The sequence below is a fragment of the Anaerobacillus arseniciselenatis genome, assembly GCF_001865995.1.
GTDB classification, from domain to species: domain Bacteria; phylum Bacillota; class Bacilli; order Bacillales; family Anaerobacillaceae; genus Anaerobacillus; species Anaerobacillus arseniciselenatis.
The window spans coordinates 23,025-41,658 of the sequence record NZ_MLQQ01000002.1 but is presented as its reverse complement, the minus strand read 5'-3'; the positions used below and the strand labels follow the sequence as shown (position 1 = coordinate 41,658).

The window sequence follows — 18,634 nt, the reverse complement described above, 5'->3', positions numbered from 1 at the left end:
CAAAAATTAAACTATATTTTCACCTTCATATTATAGTATCATTTTCACTATTCTGCTTTGTTAGCACCGCAACAGCAATTACAGCTTACATAACTATTGCTTCTGTTAGCTCAACAAAGGCTTAACTACTTAATGCGAACACCCTTTGTTTATCTTTCGAATTACAGAAATATAATTTACTCCTGATCATTGTTGCACAATATGAGTCTACTATGTAATACAAGGGTTACCCCATAATCCGTAGGATGCCAGTGGTAAAAGACCTGTAATTCTTTGGTATACTTCTTGTCATTTGATGGTAAATACTATCGCAGATGTGGTACATTTAAATGGCTGTAATCATCAGTTGACCAATTATAATCTTTGCTTTGTTTTTCTCTGTCATTAAGCTTCCTAACCTGATATAGTGTAAAACCAATAATGATCCCGCCAGCCGCAAAACCTAAAAATGTAGGCACATAATAAGAAAAACTTAAAAAATCTCCTAAAAAATAGTCAAAAAGTATTTTAATCGCAGTAGCACCAATTGGAATTAAGACTACACCCGCAAACATAGGTAAAAACCATTTAGGCACTGAAACCACCTCCACTCGTTATTTTATACATAAATTTAAGCGTCACTGCTCATAGTATCGCATTCGTAGCGACATCTTCTTACAAAATAAACTTTTGTTTTTTTTCTCCAAATCGCTTTATACGCTACGACTTTTCTAACAAACCATTTATATTTACTTTTTCCCATTTATTTACCAAGTATATGGTAGACTTATATTATAAGCTAGCTAAATATTAATTTTTAAATACGAGGGGGATACTCATGAAACAACTTTTAATGCTAATGATTTTATTTGTAACACTGCTTTCTGCTTGCTCAAATGATCGATTGCAAACAATTACATTTCATGGTGAAACAGAAAATTGGAATGGTGAACTAGTCATTAAGCAGGTATCAGGTGATATTTACGAAGAAGTATATATTACTTTAGAATATTTAGGTGATGAAGAAGTGTCGCTAGTCCAAACAAGACTTGAAACTCCTTGGCTCGAGGCGCTTGACGCATTAACTAGCGGAGATAGGTTACCTGAAAACAATGTAATAGAATATCCACCTTACAAAAATCACAGATTTATTCATGCTCATGAAGACGGTTATGACTTTGAAATGGATATTGTCTGGACAGTAAATAACCAAAGCAGTAAAGAAGTATTGATATTTACATCTGACGAATAAAAGAAGAATATTGTATTGTATTAATTGACAAAAGACGTGAATACACGTCTTTTGTCAATTGTCTACCCAAAATTGCTACATCATTTAACTGGACCTCATAATCTTACTAATGTTTTCGTTACTATAAGTACGCTATTTCACATACAATGTCACTGTTAATAGGAAATCATATTATTATTCTTTAAATGATAAATCAGCCTCTTCTAATGAAGATCTCATAGTTGGCAAGGACGCTGGCCCAATACCGTGGATTTTTAAAATTTCTTTTTCGGTGTAATTAGAGAGTTTTTGTAAAGTATCAATCCCTTCGTGAACTAAGGCACTTCTAGCAGGTGAACTTAGTTTCGACAGAAAGCCACTATCAGGTTTATTTTCTTTATTACAAGTAGGGCAACTTGGACAGTCACTACTTTTGTAATACTTATGTCCTTTTTCACAAACTTTTAAGCTTTTTTCTGCTTTCAATATTTCCCCTCCTACTGACTTTTGTATCCAATTTAACATACTTCTTATGTTGTTTTCAATAGAAATACAGTCTGTAAAATGGTGTATGTCCCTAGTGAACAACCTTGTTCGCTACTTCAACAACAGCAGGAACTGCCATTGCAACAGCTCCTGAACTAATGCTTTCTTAACTTTAAGTACATCCGTTCACTACCTTCGTTAAATAACTAATTTTGTTTTACTATTCAGTCGTGAACTCTGCTGTCAAATAGTGCCTATCAAAGTCCCCTGTTTCTCTAAAATCGAGTATATCTTTCACTATACGGTAATCACCAGTATCCAGGCTTCCATAGAGCCATTCCCAATCAACTTCCCACTCTCTAGCATCTGAAGGGGCCAATTCGTAGCCAATATCATTAAACCCATAGTTACCATCTAGGACAATTGGGACTTCATACCATCTACCTTCGATTTTCTTTTCCAACAAAAAATATTCACCATAGATACATTGCTTGTCAGAGTTATTCTCAAATATTACAGTCAATCCAGTAGAAGATACCGTACCTTCCTTTACAATCATCGATACTCCATCAAGGTTGTTGACAGTTTCATACATCGTAGGTTTCCAATCAGTTCCTTTAGGGCTATTACTAGAACTTCCGCATCCTGATAAAAGTGTTAAACTCAATGCCACACAGAATAGCAAACAAAAAAATCTCTTCATAAAATCCCCCCTTTTAATATTAGACGAATAATTACGAATTAAGTTTCTTTTATATGCTAAACTGCTTCAATAGTTGAAGTTCACATTTTATAACTACCTCAAGAGTTTAATTTCATCAACTTCACTATAGCTCTAATAATCGGTAAACCTGTGCCCAAAAAGACCAATGGTAAAAGAACGAACCCGATAACTTCTCCCCATCCCAAAGCTATTATCATGCTATTAATCATCATAAGTGCAAACAAAATCAGGATAATGTTCTTTATATATACTATCAGCGAACGAGAAATACGGTATGCTTCTTCTGCATTTGATTCAGTAATTTCGATTGGATAGTTATGTAAATGAGGGTATTTCTCAAGAACATGCATTAGTAGATAAAGACCTGCTCCGACAATTAGTAAGACTACCAACTCCCATCTGGAGCCATATCGGGTCACCTCACCAGTGATGCCAAAATGGCCAGGAACTTGAACTGGCAATTCACTCCACATCACTACAAGAAAAACTACACTCCCGATGAATAACAAGATACTTACTATGGATAGAAGTTGTTCGAACACTGACTTCTTTAATTTTTTAATTGAAATTTTAGGGCGATCTGAATTGAAAATACCCACTTGGACTACCTCATCTCGTTGCAACGATCGAACTTCTTTTATACAAAAGCGAACCAATGAAAAATGTAATTACACCCCACAAGACCATAACCCCAATTCCAGACCAAAGCGAAGCCGAGAATATACTTGTGGAATAAATCATACTTTCTCTTAAGCCCTCAACAAAGTAGGTGAGTGGCAGGACATATGATACTGGCTGAATCCATTCAGGCATCGTTTCAATCGGAAAGAACACACCGCTCAAAAACATCATGACAAAACTAACAATGTTTGCGACTCCCATATAAGCCTCAGATGTTTTACTAAACGAAGAGAAAAAGTATCCTAAAGCATTAAAAGAAAGAGCACCTAATAAGAAGACAATAATAAGGCTTGGAAAGTTAATATATAAGTTAGCCCCAAATATAAGAACGCCAATCAAGCTCAGCAAAATAATTTGAACGATGCTAAATAATAACCGCATCACCATATCACTTAAACCAAAAAGATTCATATTAGCTGGCGTCATGCGCAACCTTTTTATTAACCCTTTGCGACGCATTTCTACTAGGTCAATCATCCCAAACATACCACCTTGTGCTATGGCTAAAGCAATCATACCAGTGAGAAGAAAGTCAGTATAACTTAATTCGTTACTCCCAGAAGTAATCGACTCAAATTGTAATTCATATATAGGGGTTGCACCAACCGCATGTAAATTCGCCTGTTGAATAAATTGCTCTAGAATTCCAGATAAAGCTTGTGCTGTCACACCTTGTTCATTTTCTTTGTTTACGATTAGGTGAATAGAAGTTGCTTCTGCTGACTCGGGTAAGACAATAGCAGCATGCACATCCTGATTTTCTACAAGTTTTTCTGCTTCTTCTCTAGTTACTGGTTCAATCGTTTCCATTTCTAGAACAGGCAATTGTTTTAATTGATTGTAAAACATTTCCGATGTTTCATTTGGATTTTCATCTACGATAGCAACATTTGCAGAAAATTCAGTTTCTGAACTGCCACTAAAAATAACCATAAAGATAGACATTAAGATCACAGGAAAAAATATTCCCCAAAACCAAGCTTGTTTTTCACGAAATGTTAATTTCAATTGAGCAATGAACAATTGTTTAAATTGTTTCATTTTATTCAATTTAATCCCTCCATTCCTTCCCAGTAAACGCAATAAAGACATCTTCCAAACTCATTTCACGAATGGAGACTTGCTCTACTTGATAGTTTTTTTCTTTCGTAAATCCAAATAGGTCATACAACGTATCCTCAGGGTTTGTTGTCCATAGTTTTAATAATGTTTCTTCTCGCTCTGTTCGAATAACGGATGTAAGATTTTTAGAGAAATGATTTGCATCCTCTGCAGCATCTTCGCCATCAAGGAAAGATAATCGCACTTCTCGTTCGTCAGTTAACTTTTCAATAAGTGCAGAAGGGGTATCTAATGTAACGATTTTTCCTTGGTCAATGATACAAACTCTGTCACTTAATTTTTCGGCTTCTTCCATGTAATGAGTGGTCAATATCGTTGTTTTACCTAGTTGTTTTAGCTGTAAGATGATATCCCAAATGTTACGACGGGCTTGCGGATCCAGCCCAGTGGTTGGCTCATCTAGGAAGATAATTTCTGGATCACTAACCATCGCAAGTCCAATTGCTAGTCGTTGACGTTGCCCACCGGATAATTTTTTCACATGATTATTACGATGATCAGTTAGGTTCACCAACTGAAGAATCTCATCAGTAGAACGAGCTTTTTCATAAAACGAGGCAAAAAGGGTGATGTTTTCTTCAGGTGTTAATAAGTCAAACATGGCACTAGATTGAGGTTGTATACCAATTTTCTGTTTAATCGCATTGGAATGTTTATCCCAATTTAATTCACCAAACTTTATATCTCCTTGATCAGGTGGAACTAAGCCTTCAATCATTTCCAAAGTGGTTGTCTTCCCTGCTCCGTTTGGACCAATGATTGTGAATACTTCTCCAGTATCGACTGTGAAACTTATGTCTTGGACAGCATGAATGGTACCAAATGATTTTTTTAAATTCTTTACTTCTAGAACGCTCATTTTTTCTCCTCGCTTTCAATGGCAACGTCATCCCCTTTTATTTCTTTTTCACAAAATGTACATTTCGGTTTATCCCACAGCATGAAACATTTCCTCCCCGAAAAAATCTTTCTTCATATACGATTGAAATAAGAGCGAAGTTTCATTTACTTTTATCCCTGACCAATCATATGTTCAATGACTTCTTCGAGTGATAAACGGTTGATATGCTTAATGGTGATTCCTTCTTTTTCTAACTCTTTTTCGATGACTGGTAAATCATCCGTAACCAATTGTAAAGGGCTTTCTTCTACCTTTATAACATTTGAATGATTGTTCAACACTTCTGAAACATGTGATACCCACAACCGTGCCCATTTCTCATGAAGCTCATCTTTTTCAAATGAGTGTATGATCTTTCCTTCTTCCAAAATTGTAATGTAATCACACAATTGCTTAACTTCATCGATGTTATGGGTAGCTAGGACAATACTTCTTTTACCATCTTCCATATAATTCAAAAGATCTTCTTTCATTTTCCGTTGTGAAATAATATCAACACCTGCTGATGGTTCATCTAATAACAAAAGCATTGGTTTATGGCAAAGAGCAAAGATAAATTCAACTTTCTTCTTCGTTCCTTTTGAGCATTTTCCATACTTTTGACCTTCATCGATATGATACCTCTCAATTAATTGTGTGTACCGTTTATCGTCCCAACTTGGATACCAGTAAGAAATGAGTGAGGAAAGCTCCTTTACTGTTAAATAACTAAATGGTTCAAGCAAATCACCCACATAGCCGACGCTTTTCTTTATTTCTGTTTCTTTCTCAGTAAGATCCTGATCAAAGATATTAATAGAGCCACCATCTGATTGAAGTAGGTTCATGATCAATCTAAAAAAAGTACTTTTACCAGAGCCATTTGTCCCAACTAATGCTACTGCTGTTCCTGTTTCGACTTCAAAATCAATTGGGCCTAAAGAAAACTTTTTATAATGTTTCGTCAATCCCTTTATATCTACAATTGAGGTAACCATGTCCATCCCCCATTTACTTAATTATCAAAATTTCGCTTGATGACTTCGTTAAAAATCGTCAATAAATCACCTTTCGAACAACCGACCTGCTTCCCTTGTTCGATCGCTTTTTGAAAAGCATCATATACAACTTTTTGCTTTGCTTCTTCCTTTTGTAGTGTCTCAATCTCTCGAACAAATGTCCCTTTTCCTTGAACTGTTTTGATATAGCCACTACTTTCTAAATTTTGGTAAGCCCTTCGTGTTGTAATCACACTGCACGTCAACTCACTGGCAAGCGCTCGAATGGAAGGGAGAGGTGTTCCCGGTGGAAGATGACCACCGACAATTAATGCTTTAACTTGTGTTTCTATTTGATGATAGATCGGCTCCCTGCTTTCCTCCGAGACACGAATCGGTAGCTTCATCTCTTCCTCCTCCCTTCATTACAAATAATCTCTTCTTGCTAGTCTAATGGTCAGCAACTTATTCCACACATAACTTCCTATGACACCGACAAATAAAGAAAGAACAGCTAATGGCCAACCATGATTTTTAATCAGTATTAAAACCGTTTCTACGATACCTTGACCGACGAGATTGTAAAAAATAAAGACAGTGATGAGAAAACCGACGATAAAAACCCACGGAACAATATGCAATACTTTACCGTTTGTTCCATATTCTATAAACGGATTTATTCCTCCGACCACTAATGCATAACCAAACCAAAATAAAATAAATATCAAATACTCCCTCGGTGTGAGAAATTGAAAGAAATGATCAGGCAAAGCAAAGGTTACTGTAATGTAAAACCCCAATGACATAATGATCAGTGTCATTACCATGATTAATGTTCGACTTAACGATAACGCAGTGAGCGGAATTGGTAAAGATCGAAATAAGGCCATTCTTTTACTAAACGGATCGTCCTTGATTGCTTGAATATTTAAATATGGTCTCGACATAAATATTGCTGCGAACGATGGCGTTAGCACGATAAAAATTATATCTAGTAGCGTATGATTATAAAATGTAGTTTCTGACCCAAACAGCTTTCTTACCGATTGATCAAGAAGAGTAGCTGTTAAGAGCGCAAAGAATATCGTTACGACTAACGTCAAAGCAATCCCTATCCATTGCGATTTTAATTCCTTTTTAGCTAACCAAAAAGCCTGTTGAAACATCGTCATCTCTCCTTTTATTCAAAAAAGTTCCGCTCCCCATGACCGAAGAAATCAATACCTAAATAAACTAGGATGACAAAAACTATACTCCAAATAACAATACTTGCAATCATCCAATAAGCTGTTTTCTTTTTCGTGCCGCCTAATGTTACGCTCATAAAGGCCGTTAGATGACTCCCTACAAATAACGGACCAATTAATGCTAATCCTGGTAAACCATATTTCTTCCAAAGCTTCTGTGCTCGCAGTGTACGTTTCCCAGGTGCCTTCTCTTCTTCTCCACTTTTTCGCTTTTGTCTCCATTCTTTAATTTTATTAACAAAAATGATGACGAATAAAACCGTTACAATATTCCCCACTAAACCTAGAATGATGACTGGTACTGGAGATAAACCAGCAATCATCGCCAGTGGAATCACACCGTACGCCTCAAAAAACGGAACAGCCGCCAGTATAAAGACAAGAATATATGCCCATAAAGTATCTAATAAATTCATTTGTAAATGTCCCCCTAGTGTTATGGTGTTTATATCTATATACACACTATAACATTTGAATTACCGATTGCAAAGTATAAAATAAAAAAATAGGGACTCGTTATTTTAGATATTATTGGATTACTACTTTCCGTTCAATCAAAACAGCGCTTTCCATTCTTAAGGAAAGCGCTGTTAAGCCTTGAATTGCGACTCTATTAAAAAGCACCTGATCCACCACCACCGCCTCAGGTACCTGCTCCTCCCCCAGTAAACCCACCTGTGCTTCCACTTGTACCAACGGTCTGCTCCGCACTCTGGAAATTTGCTGCGGCAGCAGCGGCAATGATCAACCATGTCGGATCAAATCCATAGGCTGTACTTGATGGCCATTCTTTTGTTTTAAAAGCTTTAAACACTTTTTTCAATACTAAAATTCTTGCTCTCTTCTAAGCTGCTTAATTCTTCTAATATAACCGAATGTAATAGGTAGTAAGATAAGGACTGTAAGCCAACTGATGAAAGAAAAATATAAATTATAAGTGGAGATAGTTGATAACATTGTATTTAATAAAGCAATGAAAACATTAAGGAGAGCGAGACTACCCATTAACCAAGCGATCTTTTTAAAGTGCTTTATTTTCGATTCGATATCGGAATAGATTTCAAACGTACCTTCTTCTGACTTTTTGCGAAAATAGGCCCAGCGTACATACGTGGCCACACACTCCACCCCACTATCTTTCATGAACTCCAAATACTCCTGTACTTCGGAATGGTCTGGTGCTTGATCTAATAGTTGGATCCTATAATTATATTCTCCTGGCTCCCCTTTTTCAAAATAGTACGTACAAAAGGTATATCCAATAAAATGCATTCCCTTAGCAGCCATTTCATTCAGCCATTTTTCTTCTTTTTCAAAGTTTAAAAAAACCTTCCTAATTTTCACTGTCATCCCTCTTCTCTTTTATCATTTTGTTTCCATTTGTGACGAGCTCTGTCAGTCTTGATAGCTCTAATTCAACAATTTCTCTGCCAGTTTCCGTAATTTCGTATTCCTTTCGCCTACTCTCCTTGCTTAGATTGATCGGCTTGATCCAGCCTTTTTCTAACAAGGATTTAATGGCGCCATAAAGAGTGCCGGGTCCTAATTCGACTCTACCTTGGCTAATTTCTTTAACAAACTGTATGATGCCGTATCCGTGCATTGGCTGATGTAACGCCAATAAAATATAGTAAATGGCTTCTGTTAAAGGTATATGGTCTTTGTTTGTCCCCATTTTTAACTCCTTTTTGTATTAGATAGTATAGTTGGTAAAACTCGCTTTTTATCCCTTTACATCACAGTAATCAGGAAAATAGGTATTATTTTGTCATACAAAATATGGTTAACCTTATCGACTTACGATATATCGTCTCACGATATACTTATTATATCAGCACCCGATATATTCAGTCAATTACCAAAAGAATAATAGGGCATCCATATTATTATCTGGTTTCGTAATTATCGCATAATTGTAAGTTACAAATGAAAATGGAAACTAATTTGTTTCTGTATTTGCAACTTAATATGTCATAATTAAAAAACAAAAAAAGCTCTGTTTACACATCTGCAAACCGAGCCTTTTTACTATTTTTTTGTTTCACTATCACATGATTGCTTAAAAGGAAGCACCATGCCCTGTCTCCCCCCCTGCTTTACTGAACAAAAAATCCAGCAATTTGATAATTGGAACTAATGGTGACCGTAAACAATACATCTGCCCCTTCAAATAAACCATTAATTAATACAACTAGATACTCTTCTACTTCTTGAGTAGAATTGAAATCCTGGTCAACAGATGTGCCAATCTGACTTTCTAGTGTTACCCATATTTCTCCTAATTCCTTGGCACCGATTTCAGCAGCCATTGTTTCGTTAAAAAACTCTGCCGCCTCCTCAAATTCTCCTTGTGATAAATGTTCAATAAAGCTCTCAGCAATGGAAATTGCCTCATCCATGTCAATCTCTTCTGTCTCACCATCAGTTTCTCCAATAGCGTTTTCTTGTGTACCATCTTTATCCACAATTTCTTGTTCTTCTCCGTCATTACATCCAGTAAGAATGAGTAAAGCAGAAACAAAGCCAATAAGTAAAACATTCTTCATTCCTAATCCCCCTAGTTACAAATTCACATAATTTTATCTATATTTAGTCTAATCAAATGGGCTGTTTTTAACCCATTTGAACACAATCTCTTATTGTACATGCTTTAACAACCAATTCACCACATCGTTTAAAACATTTTCATCAACTACACCAGGGTGATGATATTCAGCGACCGTACCTTTATCCTCTCCATCATAATGTATAAATAAATGATTTAAACCCGGATAACTAATTAAAGTGGCTTTTTCATGACCTTTCAGTAATTCGTCGTACATTGCAAAGTCTTTTTCCATCGAAACTTGAAAATCATCCTCCCCCTGCAAAACAAGTACTGGCTTAACCAATTCAGCTAGTAACAGAACCATGTACCAAAACAACAGCAGGCAGCGGTTCCTCGAACTGTTTTGGTAATGTCAATGTTCCGCCAAGCTCATATGCTGTTCCTTTTCCAACAACTACTTCTTCTTCGATAACTGTTTCAGGAATATTATAATTGACGAGCGCCTCCCCCAGATGGATACTCACTAACTGATTGTCCCCGTTAAAAATCATTCGTACGGGAAAAATAAGATTGGTGTATTCTAATTCTGTTTTCGCTACATAATACGTTTCTCCCCTTTGGGAAACCTCTAACGAACCCATACCAATATATTCCCCACTCGAATCCACCCGTACTTGCCACATTTGTTTAAAGTCATTAAACGGCAATGAATCTTTCAAATCTTCAGTGAAAATTTGTTGATAAACTATTTCATAGTCTCCTTGAACTATTCGTTCTATTACGTCACCACTTACTTCTTCTAAATTTGATTCCTCAGAACCCGTAGAGCAGCCAAGTACTAATAAAGATAGGAACATCAATGAAATTACTATTAGCAACCTACTTCACTCCTATTGAACAAATATACGAATTAGGGTCAAAAAAGTTTCAATATGTTAAAAAAGTTCATAGTACAACCAAATTTTCTTGTTTCACAAAAATATTTCACAGTCTGCCATTCAATAGTACCTTCTCCAGAAAAAAACACCTAAAAATAAAACTATTCTGCTTTGGCTTTTATTAAACTCTCTGGCATTAAATCAATTGGCCAAAACTCCCTTCAGTCATAAACACTATTTTTGCAGCTTCCACAACCGATACATAAATGCCAAATACGGCATGCCTGTAAAAACGAGCGCAACCGCTGCTATCATAAATAGACCAAGCATGACGTTCCACCAGACCCCGCCACTCCCGGCATCCCAAATCATTAGCACTAAGAACAGCAACACCACTGGCACGAGTGCCCAAACTGCATACTTCCCAAATAAACGCCGCTGCTCATCATACTTTTCCGTCATTGTTTCTTCATCCGAATAAATCGCTTTCGTACCAGTCGGTGCCCGGAAAATATGGATATTTTCCACCGACACGACATGGGACCAACCTGCCGCTTCAAACAACTCAAAGTAATCCTCGCTGACATTTGCACGGTAATCGAGACTGTACTCTACATCGGCAGGCTCTGTGCGTACAAGCCTAAAACAAAAACCGCCATAGCTAATACCTTCTAACAACCAGCCTTTCTTTGCCAATTTGCTCAATTTCGCTAAATCTCCTGACTCCGAAAAAGCCAAACCGCTGTTCAAAACATACTTTGTTTTCCGCATTTCTATTCTCCTCCTTGTAATTCTGCAAGCACTGTCTCCGCATGTAGAACCATGTCCCGCCGGCGTTCCACCTCTTTTTTCAACAGGGTCAAACCTTTCTCCGTCGTCACATACGTTTTCCGCTTGCCATCATCCGCACCCGACAGTTCCTCTATGAATTCTCCATCCAACAGTTTTTTCAAGGTCGTATACAGCGAGGCCGGGCCCACGGACAACTGACCATCCGTTATCTCTTCAATCCACTTCATAATTAAATACCCATGTCGTGCCTCAAGCAACGACATCAAAATATAATAGGCACTATCGGTCAACTCACCACTTTTCAACGCATCACTCCTAGCCATCCTTCCCTCACCTCCCTAAGCATATCGTTTAATGATATATCGTTAAATATAATATATCATTAAACGATATATTATTCAACAGTTTTTCTTATAAATTTTTCTGTCTTTGCGTCCATACCCGCAGCAAAAAGAGAGCAATCCAAAAGACTGATGCTATTATTGAGGCCCTTATTTTTCACTATTATAAAACATTTCGAACCAACCTCATTAAGTACATTTCACAAAGTAACCTAAAATATCACCTACCAGCTTATCCAGATAACGAATTTCCTACATAGTGGGTTCTTCAATGTCTTCTTCTCGGACACCGCAGACCACACCGTTATGAAATTCACTCACTTACAATAGCTATTGTAATCAAATATTTTTCTATGCAAATAGCAGTACAAGATAAAAGTATAAAACTTTTATCTAACAGCAAAAAAATACTAACAAATTGGTTGCAATTTGTTAGTCAAAATAATCTACATTTTAATGTTTGCGATAGGTAGCGGAATTTGTCACCATATTATGGTACCCTTTTTGCGCATTTGTTTTTGCTGTAGTTGTTTCTATACTTCCATACCTAAACTTTCTTTAGCCATTTCTTCATATTCTTGTAATCCAGAGGCTTCCGCAAATTCTGCAATATCAATTGCAGAAGTGGCTTGAAATTCAATAATATGCTCTTTCATAAGTGGCCATGTGACTCCACCAGCTGCTTCATAGGACGCAATAATTTGTTCTAACGCCTCTTCACCGAACACCATATAAGGTCCGACAAAATCTTTTGAGACATCTGTTACAGCAACTTCTGTCCAATCGATTAATCCAGTCACTTCTGCTTGTTCATTGATCAATGTATGTCCAGCATGGACATCACCGTGAATCAGCCCGGTATGCGTCGGCCACATTTTGTCATTGTCCATCCACGCTTGCCATCTTGCCCATAATGCATCACTAACACCATACTTTTCTTTTACCGCATTCATTCGCTTTTTCATTGCAACTTTTGCTTCATCCGCAGTTTGTACATTAAATCCTGGTATGTTGATCAATGATTCCTTGGGAACTTGATGCAGTTCAGCTAACACCTTGCCTAGCGAGTTGAGGTAGCTTGCCGGAACATTGTTTACATCAATCTCCCAAATGTAGTTTTGAATTGCAGGATCAACCGTTCCTGCTGGAATACCCGATAATTGCTTATAGGCAATTAAATCATCTGTATACACCGACCATACAGGCACTTCAAATGAAACATGGAGATTCACAGTATGCAGTACTTTCTTTTCGACATCAGTTTTCGTCATCGAATCTTCTCTTCTTGGTAATCGGAGTATCCATTGAACGCCATCTCGATCAACGGCATGAACGACTTGAAAGTCCAAACCAGATTCGTTAATTTTGATAGAATCTTCCTCAATAAAAATGCCATTTTTCTTTGCAATCTCTTTAATTTCTTTTACTTTTTTATTCATCGTTAATAACCCTACTTTCTATATTTTAATTGCTTCTCTTCAATACAATAGATAACATCAGCGACACGATCAATAAACATTCGATCAAATTGATAAACTGATAACTTATCAATATCTAATACAACCTTATCTAAATACGATACTTCTGTTTTCGTTAGCTCTAAACATAATTGTTCCATTATTCGTTACCTCCCTTATTTGCCCAAATAAAAAATCACAGGCCAACTGCCTGTGATTTAGAGTAAACGGATAGATAACGTATAACCGCCTGACCAAATAAACCTACTTTTTCTTGTGAAAGAAGGTGATACCGATGGTGAATAGCCTCATTTTTTTTATACTTTTCAAGTATAAAAAAGAAAGGCAGAACGATCCGCCTTTCTACATATCGCATATCTCTATGCAAAATGAGGATTATTAAAAAAGGGCAGACTGATCCCGTTTACTCCGCATACACAAGCAGAGCCTTTGAACGTATGAAATTACTTGTTCAAAGTACGGAACCGAATTCTGGATGGTAACATCTTTTAATAATCCTCCTAAAAATTTAAAGTAAATTTCTAATAAAGTTTACCCTGATATTTTAATAAAGTCAAGAGAAGCATGGTGACAGTCATGGTGCTACCTTCGTTTAGAAAGCTAAAAAAGCAAGGGAACGTCCTTCGCTTTTAGTTACTCGTATAGATTAAAATCGCGTCTCTCAGAAATTCCGTCATCCCTGGCTTCTTTTCATAATACTTCTTAAACCGTTCATCAGCTACATACATTTCGGCAAGACCGGCATGAGCATCCTTGTTGTACTCATCCCAATAATACATAAGCCACTTCTTATGCAACTCTGCCGTTTTTTGTGCAAGATTGCTCGATGGGTCTCCAGTTTTAAATGCTTCTTCAAGAGTCTCCTGGACTTCATTCGCTAGACGGCTAACCTCTTCATGTTCATCTTTTTTCATATTCTTAAGTTTTTCATTTGAACGGGTCACCTCAGCTTCACCATATTTTTCACGAATTTCTTTTCCGTATTTCGCCTCGTTTTCATCAATCAATTGCTGCTTAAAACCTTCAAATTTCTCATGATCTGTCATCTTGATTCTCCCTTCCATTGAACCAATTGTTTTTTCTACATTGGTAATCAGAACGTCTAACTGCTTCCTTTTTCCCAGAAGTTGTTCACGGTGATCCTTTAGGGCTTGGTTTTCGTCATATGAAGGAGAAGTCATGATTTTTTTAATCATTTCAAGACTTACCCCTAACTCTTTATAAAACAAAATTTGCTGTAATCGGTCCACTTCTACCTGACCATAAATTCGATATCCTGAAGAGTTAATTCTTGCTGGCTTAAGAATCTCGATTTCATCATAATACCGAAGTGTTCTCGTACTGACTCCTGCAAGTTGAGCCAGCTTCTGTATCGTGTATTCCATTTGTTCACCTCCCGATACTATCACTCTACACCTTTACGTACGCGTGAAGGTCAACTGAAATTTTTCATTTTCCTGGCCAAATACAATTAGATTTCAAACGAAAATAGAATATCATCATGATGGTATTCTCCCCCTACACGATTATTAAGAAGGAATTAAGGTATTCTATGGAGAAAGATTAAAGTCCTTCCTCCATAGAATACCTTTACACTACCGTTTTTCTATATTTCTTCCTTTTTCCAGCTGGGGAGACAGGCACACTATCATCCCCCTTCCTTATTGTCGCCAGAACGTTGTGATATTTTCTTTATCTTGAATATTGAATTCAATAATTTTTTCTAGCAAGTCATAGTTTACTTGCTTCTTCCATGGAATTCGGAACAAGCCTTTCGTTGATGTATACCCCGCATGAGCGATGTCATCGTCAAATTTGGCCATGGTTATTTCTTCGGGCGCAACGCTCATATGTTGCTTCGATGTGGAAAGACCGATGATGTATGTACCGTGATCAGAAAACATTGGCGCGTTCCACTTGATATGACCTTCCAATTGAGGAAACTTCTTCGTTATCCAAGCTAAAACCTCTTCTGTACGCTCACGATGATCGGGGTTATCAATCCCTTTTAAATATTCTGCAAATACTTCCATTAAAAATCCTCCTTAAAACTATTTCAATCATACGTTTATTAACCATTCAATCTAAAACTCACCTAAGCGCTTATACGATTCCATCCGCTTCCTTCTCTGCTACTTTTTCCTCATTTTCTTTATTTTATGGGAAGCAAAACACCAGACTATCCTTGCTTCCACAGTTAACATCATATTAACTTAATATGAACCGATTTATGCACTTTTTCAACTATAATGCTTAGAAATAGTTTACCCCCATTACGGAAAAAGTTTTCTGTAATGGGGGGGCGGGCACACTATCAAATTTATTGAATGAATAATTGCTTATTAGTTTAAGCGTCATTTACCTTCTTTATAAGGTAGGTGTACAAGCTTACTCCATTTTCTTTCACATTAAAGTCTTTAAATTCTGTTTTGGAGATAAGGTCGTTCATTTCCATTGGTGTATAAGCTCCTTTTTTTAGGAATCGAAAAGTCACATTCATAAATAGTGCTTCTACACCTTTCACGCCCATTTCTTTGGTGAGGTTTTTAACATTATTCTTTGATGCACTTCCATTCATATCGATGATAAGAGCGGTACCACCTGGTTTTAGAACTCGGTACATCTCACTTAATGCAGTATCGGGGTTACTAAAATTTTTAAAGGCAGCAGAACAAACTATAAAGTCAACCGTGTTATCATCTATAGGCATTTCGGAAACATTTCCTTGGAAAAAATCAACTTCTACTCCAGCCGTGGCAGCATTTTTTTGAGCTATCTCTACAAAATCTTTACTAATATCCATACCAATTATTTCATAGTTTCCAAGCTTTGCAAGTTCAATAGAAAGATAGCCTGGTCCAGGCGCGACTTCCAATACAACACTTCTATCTGTAATATGTTTGACAACTTCTTCTGCATACTGACGCATTTCGTCTATTCTATGTTCCCTGGAGTTTTTGTCATACCAGCGTGCCGTCATGCCATTAATACCAATATCCTTAAAGCGCCTTACGAGCTTCATCATAGACAATCTCCTCCAAATATTAAATTTTCTTCGTTTCTTTGACACATGCCTTTTCTGATATGTGAACATCATGACTATACTCTACCAAATCAATCTCACAGCCAGGTCCAATGACAATTTCATTTCCCCTAACTACTTTCGCCATTGTATATTCCAGTTCAATGAAATCTCCTTCTATTATGTTTGTAGATAACTGTTTACTTAAAATCTTGATAAATTTATCTAAATGGAGTATGGGAGCACTATCTCTTTTTACAGTAATCGTTTCTCCCCCTATTTCCTTCACTGATGATTTTCCATGTAGATTAATGGCAACACTATCGCCATTTAATAACCCATCGATCGTAAAGGCTCCATTAAGCTTTGCTGTATCGACTTCACAATCTCCACCTATCTTTACCATTCCATCTAACTCGATGACTTCACCCTTTAATTCGCCTTTGATTGATGAATTTCCAGACATCTGCAACGTACCAAAATGTAATTTCCCGTCAATAGAAGCATTCCCTTGTACTTCTATTTCCTCTGCGTGTACATTTCCTCTTATCTTCGTGCTCCCTTTTATGACAACGTTTTTTGCTGACACATCGCCATTCATTTTTGCTGAACCGTTCGATTCCAAATCTATACAATTCACATTGCCATTAACCGTTCCATTTCCATTGATGGCAACTCGTTCAAAGGCACCACCTGATACCTCAGCGTTCCCTGATAGGATTAAATTTTTCTTAGTTTCTTCTGCCACGTAACTCCCTCCACCCAATTTAAATTTGTTTAACTTCTGCTATTTTTTTAGTATTTTTATCACTGCACTTAAAGGTTGATCGATATTCGACAAACTTTATTTCACAACCTGGTCCTATCTCCACATCATTTCCTCGTACAACATTTGCTGTCGTGTACTCCAAATAAATGTTATCCCCTTCAATGATTTCCGCTTCTAGTGTATACGTTTTATTAAATAAACTTTTGCTTTTAATCGTAATATTCTCTCCACCAATTTCTTGCACCTTACTGTTTGCAACTTGTAAATTTACGGAAAGCTCTCCAACGTTCATTAGCCCTTCGATGTGAAAGCCACCTTTAATCGTCATTTTTTCCATTTCAGCATTTCCATTGGACGTAACAAACCCTCTCATGTTAAAAATTGTTGCTTTCAGAGAATCAGTTACAGTTAGATCCCCTATCACTTTTACTTCTTCACATTCAAGTTCCCCGTCAATGATTCCTTTCCCCGTTAAATTATACTGATCAATCAGGGCATTCCCCTTTATGTGGCACTCTCCTGTAATCTTTGTAATCTTGGCCTTTACATCCCCACCAATTTCCCCTTGACCTATCACCTGTACTTTTTCAAATTCTCCACCAGACGAACTTCCTTCTCCTAGAATTTTTATTTTTTTCATTTCCATCCTCTCCATTTCAGCTGCCTCCCATCATCAGTTTATTAAGTAGTGCTTCCACTTCCTTTTCAATTTGAAAAAAGATCGCAATTTTTGTTTTATCATCCACGAAAAACGGTTCGATATTTGATAATAGTAACACTGTTACAACACCCATTTTCCTTAAAACAACTAACGAAGCTTGCTTTTGATTAAGCTTTGGAAAATAGGTATGTAACGTTTGGATTATTTCCTTTCCTTCTTCCCAACCAATTTCCCCAGTTTCTAACGATTTACTAACTAAATAAATGTGTAAAACCATTTGAAACGACATGTTTTCAACTGTACCAATTTGCTCTTCAAACATTTTTATAGCGTTCAGCGAAACAATGTTTCGTTTCATTAAATCATCTTTTCGTATATTTACGTCTTTTATTTGAGGTGAAAAAACATTTGCTAATTCATCTAACGATATACTGTCCTTCAATTCTATAATTTTGTTAATTCTCTCCAATATTTTCCCCTCTGGAAAAAACGTTTCCTGACCTGTATACGTTGATTTCCTAATGAACCACTCTTCTGGAATAAGTTTTTTTCGCTTCCAACGATATAATTGTCCGTACGTAATCCCCGTTTTCTCTAATAAGTCTTTTTTCGATATTAGTTTTTCATCCATTACTGTCACCTCTTATCGTTAATGTAACATAACATTGTTACGCTGTAAAGGGTATAATAAGTTTAAAATGTCCCATTTTTCGTTCGCGTGGTTAAGTGCATATTTCTTAAAGTCGATTGAAGTTTTTTATATTAACAGCTATCTTACTTAAACCAAAAAATAGTCC

The 18,634-nt window shown here is 36.7% G+C and carries 27 protein-coding genes; 1 reads left to right on the top strand and 26 read right to left on the bottom strand.

Features of this window, described 5'->3' with window-relative positions; all coding sequences use genetic code 11:
* Positions 1 to 305: 305 nt before the first annotated feature.
* Positions 306 to 575, bottom strand: a complete 270-nt coding sequence (locus tag BKP35_RS04905) for a hypothetical protein (protein WP_071312295.1) — start codon at positions 573 to 575, stop codon at positions 306 to 308.
* A 242-nt stretch (positions 576 to 817) separates the two neighbouring features.
* Here BKP35_RS04905 and BKP35_RS04900 point away from each other — a divergent pair, with 242 nt between their 5' ends.
* A complete protein-coding gene (locus BKP35_RS04900; protein WP_071312294.1) occupies positions 818 to 1,231 on the top strand; it encodes a hypothetical protein in 414 nt (137 codons plus the stop codon).
* A 174-nt stretch (positions 1,232 to 1,405) separates the two neighbouring features.
* Here BKP35_RS04900 and BKP35_RS04895 read toward each other — a convergent pair whose 3' ends face one another.
* From BKP35_RS04895 to BKP35_RS04780, 25 genes are all read right to left on the bottom strand, one after another.
* Positions 1,406 to 1,696, bottom strand: coding sequence for an RNA polymerase alpha subunit C-terminal domain-containing protein (locus tag BKP35_RS04895; protein ID WP_071312293.1), 291 nt, complete (start codon positions 1,694 to 1,696; stop codon positions 1,406 to 1,408).
* A gap of 220 nt (positions 1,697 to 1,916) precedes the next feature.
* Positions 1,917 to 2,381, bottom strand: a complete 465-nt coding sequence (locus tag BKP35_RS04890; RefSeq protein WP_211274594.1) for an immunoglobulin-like domain-containing protein — start codon at positions 2,379 to 2,381, stop codon at positions 1,917 to 1,919.
* A gap of 116 nt (positions 2,382 to 2,497) precedes the next feature.
* The gene (locus BKP35_RS04885; protein WP_245741861.1) at positions 2,498 to 3,019 is read right to left on the bottom strand and encodes a DUF1648 domain-containing protein; all 522 of its coding nucleotides are present in this window, start codon (positions 3,017 to 3,019) and stop codon (positions 2,498 to 2,500) included.
* Between the two features lie 10 nt (positions 3,020 to 3,029).
* The gene (locus tag BKP35_RS04880) at positions 3,030 to 4,142 is read right to left on the bottom strand and encodes an ABC transporter permease (protein WP_071312402.1); all 1,113 of its coding nucleotides are present in this window, start codon (positions 4,140 to 4,142) and stop codon (positions 3,030 to 3,032) included.
* A 10-nt stretch (positions 4,143 to 4,152) separates the two neighbouring features.
* The gene (locus BKP35_RS04875; RefSeq protein ID WP_071312291.1) at positions 4,153 to 5,082 is read right to left on the bottom strand and encodes an ABC transporter ATP-binding protein; all 930 of its coding nucleotides are present in this window, start codon (positions 5,080 to 5,082) and stop codon (positions 4,153 to 4,155) included.
* Between the two features lie 152 nt (positions 5,083 to 5,234).
* On the bottom strand, positions 5,235 to 6,101 hold the full coding sequence (locus BKP35_RS04870; RefSeq protein WP_071312290.1) for an ABC transporter ATP-binding protein: 867 nt from the start codon (positions 6,099 to 6,101) through the stop codon (positions 5,235 to 5,237).
* Positions 6,102 to 6,118: 17 nt separating this feature from the next.
* Positions 6,119 to 6,508: a GntR family transcriptional regulator gene (locus tag BKP35_RS04865; protein ID WP_071312289.1), complete on the bottom strand. Its 390-nt coding sequence runs from the start codon at positions 6,506 to 6,508 to the stop codon at positions 6,119 to 6,121.
* An 18-nt stretch (positions 6,509 to 6,526) separates the two neighbouring features.
* On the bottom strand, positions 6,527 to 7,267 hold the full coding sequence (locus BKP35_RS04860; RefSeq protein ID WP_071312288.1) for a hypothetical protein: 741 nt from the start codon (positions 7,265 to 7,267) through the stop codon (positions 6,527 to 6,529).
* A gap of 14 nt (positions 7,268 to 7,281) precedes the next feature.
* Positions 7,282 to 7,764 (bottom strand): small multi-drug export protein, encoded by a 483-nt coding sequence (locus BKP35_RS04855; protein ID WP_071312287.1) that lies wholly within the window; start codon positions 7,762 to 7,764, stop codon positions 7,282 to 7,284.
* A gap of 227 nt (positions 7,765 to 7,991) precedes the next feature.
* Positions 7,992 to 8,171 carry a hypothetical protein gene (locus BKP35_RS19385; protein WP_071312286.1) on the bottom strand — a complete coding sequence of 60 codons (180 nt, stop codon included), beginning with the start codon at positions 8,169 to 8,171 and terminating at the stop codon, positions 7,992 to 7,994.
* Between the two features lie 2 nt (positions 8,172 to 8,173).
* On the bottom strand, positions 8,174 to 8,692 hold the full coding sequence (locus BKP35_RS04845) for a DUF2812 domain-containing protein (protein WP_169819137.1): 519 nt from the start codon (positions 8,690 to 8,692) through the stop codon (positions 8,174 to 8,176).
* On the bottom strand, positions 8,682 to 9,023 hold the full coding sequence (locus BKP35_RS04840; RefSeq protein ID WP_071312284.1) for a PadR family transcriptional regulator: 342 nt from the start codon (positions 9,021 to 9,023) through the stop codon (positions 8,682 to 8,684). The genes BKP35_RS04845 and BKP35_RS04840 overlap by 11 nt, the downstream gene beginning before the upstream one ends.
* Positions 9,024 to 9,444: 421 nt before the next feature.
* The gene (locus tag BKP35_RS04835) at positions 9,445 to 9,894 is read right to left on the bottom strand and encodes a DUF3887 domain-containing protein (RefSeq protein WP_071312283.1); all 450 of its coding nucleotides are present in this window, start codon (positions 9,892 to 9,894) and stop codon (positions 9,445 to 9,447) included.
* Positions 9,895 to 9,984: 90 nt separating this feature from the next.
* Positions 9,985 to 10,188 (bottom strand): hypothetical protein, encoded by a 204-nt coding sequence (locus tag BKP35_RS04830; RefSeq protein WP_071312282.1) that lies wholly within the window; start codon positions 10,186 to 10,188, stop codon positions 9,985 to 9,987.
* A gap of 52 nt (positions 10,189 to 10,240) precedes the next feature.
* Entirely contained in the window at positions 10,241 to 10,774 is a 534-nt protein-coding gene (locus BKP35_RS04825) for a DUF3887 domain-containing protein (protein WP_071312281.1), read from the bottom strand.
* A 234-nt stretch (positions 10,775 to 11,008) separates the two neighbouring features.
* A complete protein-coding gene (locus BKP35_RS04820) occupies positions 11,009 to 11,545 on the bottom strand; it encodes a DUF2812 domain-containing protein (RefSeq protein ID WP_071312280.1) in 537 nt (178 codons plus the stop codon).
* Positions 11,546 to 11,547: 2 nt separating this feature from the next.
* Positions 11,548 to 11,889: a PadR family transcriptional regulator gene (locus BKP35_RS04815; RefSeq protein WP_071312279.1), complete on the bottom strand. Its 342-nt coding sequence runs from the start codon at positions 11,887 to 11,889 to the stop codon at positions 11,548 to 11,550.
* 551 nt (positions 11,890 to 12,440) lie between these two features.
* On the bottom strand, positions 12,441 to 13,346 hold the full coding sequence (locus tag BKP35_RS04810) for a macrolide 2'-phosphotransferase (RefSeq protein WP_071312278.1): 906 nt from the start codon (positions 13,344 to 13,346) through the stop codon (positions 12,441 to 12,443).
* An 11-nt stretch (positions 13,347 to 13,357) separates the two neighbouring features.
* Entirely contained in the window at positions 13,358 to 13,525 is a 168-nt protein-coding gene (locus BKP35_RS19380; protein ID WP_169819136.1) for a hypothetical protein, read from the bottom strand.
* Between the two features lie 489 nt (positions 13,526 to 14,014).
* Positions 14,015 to 14,770 (bottom strand): MerR family transcriptional regulator, encoded by a 756-nt coding sequence (locus BKP35_RS04805; RefSeq protein ID WP_071312277.1) that lies wholly within the window; start codon positions 14,768 to 14,770, stop codon positions 14,015 to 14,017.
* A gap of 276 nt (positions 14,771 to 15,046) precedes the next feature.
* Positions 15,047 to 15,418 (bottom strand): iron chaperone, encoded by a 372-nt coding sequence (locus BKP35_RS04800; RefSeq protein WP_071312276.1) that lies wholly within the window; start codon positions 15,416 to 15,418, stop codon positions 15,047 to 15,049.
* A gap of 314 nt (positions 15,419 to 15,732) precedes the next feature.
* Complete coding sequence (locus tag BKP35_RS04795; RefSeq protein ID WP_071312275.1) at positions 15,733 to 16,410, bottom strand: class I SAM-dependent methyltransferase; 678 nt, start codon at positions 16,408 to 16,410, stop codon at positions 15,733 to 15,735.
* A gap of 19 nt (positions 16,411 to 16,429) precedes the next feature.
* Positions 16,430 to 17,155 carry a polymer-forming cytoskeletal protein gene (locus tag BKP35_RS04790; RefSeq protein WP_071312274.1) on the bottom strand — a complete coding sequence of 242 codons (726 nt, stop codon included), beginning with the start codon at positions 17,153 to 17,155 and terminating at the stop codon, positions 16,430 to 16,432.
* Positions 17,156 to 17,174: 19 nt separating this feature from the next.
* A complete protein-coding gene (locus BKP35_RS04785) occupies positions 17,175 to 17,831 on the bottom strand; it encodes a hypothetical protein (protein ID WP_084031457.1) in 657 nt (218 codons plus the stop codon).
* A 1-nt stretch (position 17,832) separates the two neighbouring features.
* On the bottom strand, positions 17,833 to 18,468 hold the full coding sequence (locus tag BKP35_RS04780; RefSeq protein ID WP_071312273.1) for a YhbD family protein: 636 nt from the start codon (positions 18,466 to 18,468) through the stop codon (positions 17,833 to 17,835).
* Positions 18,469 to 18,634: the final 166 nt, after the last annotated feature.

Bases quoted from the DNA above. Each gene is read 5' to 3' on its own strand.
- BKP35_RS04900 (WP_071312294.1), top strand. From the start codon at position 818: ATGAAACAACTTTTAATGCTAATGATTTTATTTGTAACACTGCTTTCT.
- BKP35_RS04880 (WP_071312402.1), bottom strand. From the start codon at position 4,142: ATGAAACAATTTAAACAATTGTTCATTGCTCAATTGAAATTAACATTT.
- BKP35_RS04875 (WP_071312291.1), bottom strand. From the start codon at position 5,082: ATGAGCGTTCTAGAAGTAAAGAATTTAAAAAAATCATTTGGTACCATT.
- BKP35_RS04870 (WP_071312290.1), bottom strand. From the start codon at position 6,101: ATGGTTACCTCAATTGTAGATATAAAGGGATTGACGAAACATTATAAA.
- BKP35_RS04865 (WP_071312289.1), bottom strand. From the start codon at position 6,508: ATGAAGCTACCGATTCGTGTCTCGGAGGAAAGCAGGGAGCCGATCTAT.
- BKP35_RS04860 (WP_071312288.1), bottom strand. From the start codon at position 7,267: ATGTTTCAACAGGCTTTTTGGTTAGCTAAAAAGGAATTAAAATCGCAA.
- BKP35_RS04855 (WP_071312287.1), bottom strand. From the start codon at position 7,764: ATGAATTTATTAGATACTTTATGGGCATATATTCTTGTCTTTATACTG.
- BKP35_RS04840 (WP_071312284.1), bottom strand. From the start codon at position 9,023: ATGGGGACAAACAAAGACCATATACCTTTAACAGAAGCCATTTACTAT.
- BKP35_RS04835 (WP_071312283.1), bottom strand. From the start codon at position 9,894: ATGAAGAATGTTTTACTTATTGGCTTTGTTTCTGCTTTACTCATTCTT.
- BKP35_RS04830 (WP_071312282.1), bottom strand. From the start codon at position 10,188: ATGGAAAAAGACTTTGCAATGTACGACGAATTACTGAAAGGTCATGAA.
- BKP35_RS04820 (WP_071312280.1), bottom strand. From the start codon at position 11,545: ATGCGGAAAACAAAGTATGTTTTGAACAGCGGTTTGGCTTTTTCGGAG.
- BKP35_RS04815 (WP_071312279.1), bottom strand. From the start codon at position 11,889: ATGGCTAGGAGTGATGCGTTGAAAAGTGGTGAGTTGACCGATAGTGCC.
- BKP35_RS04810 (WP_071312278.1), bottom strand. From the start codon at position 13,346: ATGAATAAAAAAGTAAAAGAAATTAAAGAGATTGCAAAGAAAAATGGC.
- BKP35_RS19380 (WP_169819136.1), bottom strand. From the start codon at position 13,525: ATGGAACAATTATGTTTAGAGCTAACGAAAACAGAAGTATCGTATTTA.
- BKP35_RS04805 (WP_071312277.1), bottom strand. From the start codon at position 14,770: ATGGAATACACGATACAGAAGCTGGCTCAACTTGCAGGAGTCAGTACG.
- BKP35_RS04800 (WP_071312276.1), bottom strand. From the start codon at position 15,418: ATGGAAGTATTTGCAGAATATTTAAAAGGGATTGATAACCCCGATCAT.
- BKP35_RS04795 (WP_071312275.1), bottom strand. From the start codon at position 16,410: ATGATGAAGCTCGTAAGGCGCTTTAAGGATATTGGTATTAATGGCATG.
- BKP35_RS04785 (WP_084031457.1), bottom strand. From the start codon at position 17,831: ATGGAGAGGATGGAAATGAAAAAAATAAAAATTCTAGGAGAAGGAAGT.
- BKP35_RS04780 (WP_071312273.1), bottom strand. From the start codon at position 18,468: ATGGATGAAAAACTAATATCGAAAAAAGACTTATTAGAGAAAACGGGG.